Annotated in this window: 4 protein-coding genes; 3 read left to right on the forward strand and 1 reads right to left on the reverse strand. The window is 57.4% G+C overall.

From position 1 onward, the window contains the following. On the reverse strand, nucleotides 1-1,174 hold a 1,174-nt coding region (locus IQ254_RS29965), incomplete at its 3' end, for a glycosyltransferase (protein WP_193969795.1). Nucleotides 1,175-1,718: 544 nt separating this feature from the next. On the opposite strand from IQ254_RS29965, the gene IQ254_RS29970 reads away from it, so the two are divergent. From IQ254_RS29970 to IQ254_RS29980, 3 genes are all read left to right on the forward strand, one after another. Beyond that, nucleotides 1,719-2,216 carry a hypothetical protein gene (locus IQ254_RS29970; protein ID WP_193969796.1) on the forward strand — a complete coding sequence of 166 codons (498 nt, stop codon included), beginning with the start codon at nucleotides 1,719-1,721 and terminating at the stop codon, nucleotides 2,214-2,216. 143 nt (nucleotides 2,217-2,359) lie between these two features. After that, on the forward strand, nucleotides 2,360-3,526 hold the full coding sequence (locus IQ254_RS29975) for a phage tail sheath C-terminal domain-containing protein (protein WP_193969797.1): 1,167 nt from the start codon (nucleotides 2,360-2,362) through the stop codon (nucleotides 3,524-3,526). A gap of 10 nt (nucleotides 3,527-3,536) precedes the next feature. Then, nucleotides 3,537-4,031, forward strand: coding sequence for a hypothetical protein (locus tag IQ254_RS29980; RefSeq protein ID WP_193969798.1), 495 nt, complete (start codon nucleotides 3,537-3,539; stop codon nucleotides 4,029-4,031). The last annotated feature ends 21 nt before the right edge of the window (nucleotides 4,032-4,052 follow it).

Genomic DNA, 4,052 nt, shown 5'->3' on the forward strand with positions numbered 1-4,052 from the left:
GCCCTACCCAGTGCCGCCGCGCCGAGTCGAGCGTCATCAGCGTATAGAGCAGGGCAATCAACGGCAATGCCAGCGCTAGCCATTGACTTTGGCCGTAGAGCTTGAGCGTCGGCCAGTAGGCCAGGGCCATCAACCCCCACCCTGCCAACCCCGTCAGCACCACGATCGGGTCTCCCCACAGCAGCCCTACAACCACGCCCAGGGGAGAAACGGCGTAGACCAGCACCATGCCCAGCACTGTGCCGATCAGCAGCCAGGGGGAGTAGTTGAGCTGGGTGTAGGCACTGCGAGTGATCATGTTCCAGATGCTTTGCAGAGTTGGGTAGGGGCGCAGACTGTGGATGGTGGTGCTGAGGCCGAGCCAGATGGGGTAATAGGAGGAGGGGGAGAGGGGGGTCAATTCGGCGTGAGTAGGCTGAGGGCGCTTAATCGCAGCAGCTAAGGAACAGTCGTCGATCAAAGCATTGCGGAGAATGGCGAGGCCACCGATGCGCTCTAGGGCAGTGCGGCGCAGGAGAATGCAGCCGCCAGCGGCGGCGGCGGTGGCGCGAGTGGGGTCGTTGACCCAGGGGAATGGGTAGAGCATCTGAAAAAAGAAGATGAACGCCGGAATCAGCAGCCGTTCCCAGACGCTCTCACAGCGGAGCTGCACCATCAGCGACACCAGATCGAGCCGATCGCGGTCGGCTTTCGTCACCAACTGCTGCAAACTATCGGCATCGTGCTCAATGTCGGCATCGGTAAAGAGCACGTAGTCGGGCGGGGTGGTCTGCGATGCCAGGTAGCGAAAGCCCTGCTCCATGGCCCAGAGCTTGCCCGTCCAGCCCGGGGGGAGCGCAGCGCCCGAGAGTACCGTGAGGCTGTCGGATTGATGTAGGGCGATCGCCGCCGCCCGCGCCACTGCCGCCGTACCGTCGGTACTCTGGTCATCTACCAGCACCGCCGACAGGCTACCGGGATAGGTTTGGCTGAGGTGCGATCGCACCGCCACTCCAATCAGCTCTGCCTCATTGCGAGCTGGAATCACCACGGCGATCTTGGGCCAGATGGTGAGCGGCACCAGATTCTGCGGGTCAAGCCGCTGGTCAGCGCGCCAAAACTGGCCCCAAAACAGCAGCATCCCAATCCAGATCAGGAGGGCCAGACTCGTCAACGCCAAGGCTAAGGTTGTCATCGCTGTTGTATGCAGTGGATTCTTTCGCATCATAGAGGCGGAAGCGTGCCTCGTACTACCGCGACTGCAGGGTAGGGATGGTTTGGCCGTGGCTGATGTTAGGGATAATTTTTTTGCCAACCCCTGGCGACAGTTATTGCATTGCGCTTTCAGCCATCGATGAAATTATCGCCGCCAATGCTTGAGCACTTTTATTTGGCCGACCACATTTATTTGGGTACGCCAATAGAGCATGCTTTGCTCAGGCTAGATAATTGACTTAAATGTCTTGGCTAGATAAAAATGTTACTTAAATATTTGGCGAATTTAACTAAGATAGATTTTTGTAACCGAACAGTTACTTTGGCCTCCGTCCTCACCTGTGGAGAGATAGAGTAGCTTCACAGTCCCCTGTAGTGATGTTCTCTTCCGGAAAATCTAAGCAACTGAGTGAAGAGAGCTATTAGACGACTAAATAATCTACGCCATCATCGCTAAAGTCTTTAGCTATCTCTAAATCATCCTTAACATGATTTAGGTGTTGGCGTTTCTGAGGTTAGTGGTGATGAGTTTCGCCATAGATGAAATCTTGGCCAGTCTTCAGGTGGTGCTAAACCAGGTCTTGCCAGACGACCTAGATAGCTCAATCGCGATCGCATCTACCCTATTGCCCATCTCTGTTAAACCCGCAGGGATAGGCAGCTTTATAGCGCCCAGCGCCAACCCTGTTGGCGATATTCGGGGCTACTATATGGAGGCCGATGCTCAAATTCGGGTATCGACTACCGATACGCTAGCCAGTCTCGATGCGGCCTTGGCTCGTTTAATGGCAGCGTTTTCTGGCCTTACCAGGCGACGCTATGTAGAGCTAGGGATTTTGCGTCTGGGTGCAGTACAAATCGATCCTGAAATTCGTCAGTCAGGCCAGGGCAATAATGCCATTTTGGAGCAGAAAGTCACTTTTCGGATTGTGTACGAATTCCTGAAAATACCAGAAGAAACTGAAGGGATTATTCAGACTGTTCCCCTAAACATAGAGCTGCTGAATGCCCCTGATGCATAGTTCTTTATCCTTGGGTCAAGGGACGATTTAGAGATGAATTTAATCGCAGTTGCTGTGCCTATTTTGAGGTCATAGCTACCTTCTAGCGCATATCTTGTTAGGTTTCCTGTTGTCAAATTACAGTTCCACAAAAGGGCCGTTTTATGGCTGAAGAAATTCTCGAAACTATTATTCCGGGTACCTATGTCCGGGTGCGAGCAGAGGGGCTGATTCGCGCGGGTGGCTTTGCCGTCGGCAACATTGGCATTGTGGGCACCGCCCGCATTCAGGCGGTGGATGACAACGGCGACCCCGAGACTGGCGGCGATGGTAGCCCCATCTTTGACACCTCGATCTATGGTCGCACGTTCGTTTTGTCGGACTATGCTAGTGCCCGAGCCCAGCTTGGGGAGTACGACGCGCTTCTGAATGCTGCTGGTGCGGTAACCGGTCAGCTCAACCTGGTGCGGGCCTTGCAGGTGGCCTATCAGAATGGAGCGCGCACGGTGTTTGCCCGCGCCCTGTCGCCCACTCCAGCCCCCAACCGCACCGCCTATGAGGAGGCCTTTGCCGAGCTGATCAAAGACGATGTGAATATCTTGATTGCCCCAGAGCTGACCCCCGACGAGGCTACGGCGGTGCTCAACCCACTGCTGGTCAGCGCCGAAAACAACGGCAAAGACCTGATCGCCGTAGTCGGCGGCGATGTCGATACCACAGATCTCACGGGCTTTTTGGGCGCTGTGCCCAGTAACGACACCGGGCGGCTGATTTTTGCCACCCCAGGCGTCTACAGCTTTGACGCCGCCGCTAGCGAAGAGGTGGCCCTGCCGGGTCAATACACGGCGGCGGCGGTGGCCGGGTTGATTAGCGGGTTGGCGGTGCAGTCGAGCCCCACCAATAAAGTACTGCCGGGGGTGACGCGGCTGACCCAGCGCTTTGCCTACGGCGAAATGGCCCAGTTGGTCAGCGGGCATGTGCTGGCCCTCGAAGAGCGGCGCGGCGTGCGGGTGGTGCGCGGCATTACCACCCACACCGGGGCCTTTGCCCAGGTCACGACCCGCCGCATTGTCGATGCCGCCAAGCGGGGTATTCGCCTCTCGGCGGACCCGTTCATTGGCAAGCTCAACAACCAGCGAGTACGCAAGACGCTCTACGGTGCGATCGCCAGCTTCCTCGACACCATGGTGAGTGCCGAAGCGCTGGTGGGCTACACCCTGGAGGTGACCGCCACCCGCGACGACGAAATTGCTGGACGAGCGATCGTCAACGCGGTGATTTTGCCCACCTTCAGCATCGATTACATCCTGGTCACCCTCAACTTGCAGTAGGACAAAGCCCATGGCAAATACCAGTGTTTTAACCGGGGCCGATGGCTCCATTACCCTGTCTACCTCCGAAGGGGCTGAGGGCGAACTGGCCCAGGGGGTGATCGACACCTACGAGCTGTTGACCGTGGGTCGGGTGCAAAACGTGGCGGTATCGGTACGCTCCGACGTCAAGCCCTTCCACGAAATTGGCCAGCGCTACCCCACGGAACTGCGCTACGGCAACATCCACATTGCCGGCACCATCGGCCGCGCCTATATCAATGGCGCGCTGCTGCGGCTGCTACTGGGAGAAGGGGCCGACAGCCGCCCCGCCGCCAGTTGGAACCAGCCGTCGTTTAACATCACCGTGCTGCTCGACAACCCCGCCCTGGCGGAGGTCAACAACACCCTCACCCTCTACGGGGTAAAAATCGACGGCTGGTCCTACGGCGTGCCGGAGGATGATTTCGTGCTGGAGCAGGTGAGTTTCCAGGCGATGAATCTGACGGTGGCGGATGAGGGGTGATGGGGTGGATGGGTAGATGAG

Origin of the sequence: Nodosilinea sp. LEGE 07088 (assembly GCF_015207395.1) — a bacterium.
Taxonomy (GTDB): Bacteria; Cyanobacteriota; Cyanobacteriia; order Phormidesmidales; family Phormidesmidaceae; genus Nodosilinea.

Coding starts and splice junctions, on each gene's coding strand:
- IQ254_RS29970 (WP_193969796.1), top strand. CDS start 1,719: ATGAGTTTCGCCATAGATGAAATCTTGGCCAGTCTTCAGGTGGTGCTA.
- IQ254_RS29980 (WP_193969798.1), top strand. CDS start 3,537: ATGGCAAATACCAGTGTTTTAACCGGGGCCGATGGCTCCATTACCCTG.
- IQ254_RS29975 (WP_193969797.1), top strand. CDS start 2,360: ATGGCTGAAGAAATTCTCGAAACTATTATTCCGGGTACCTATGTCCGG.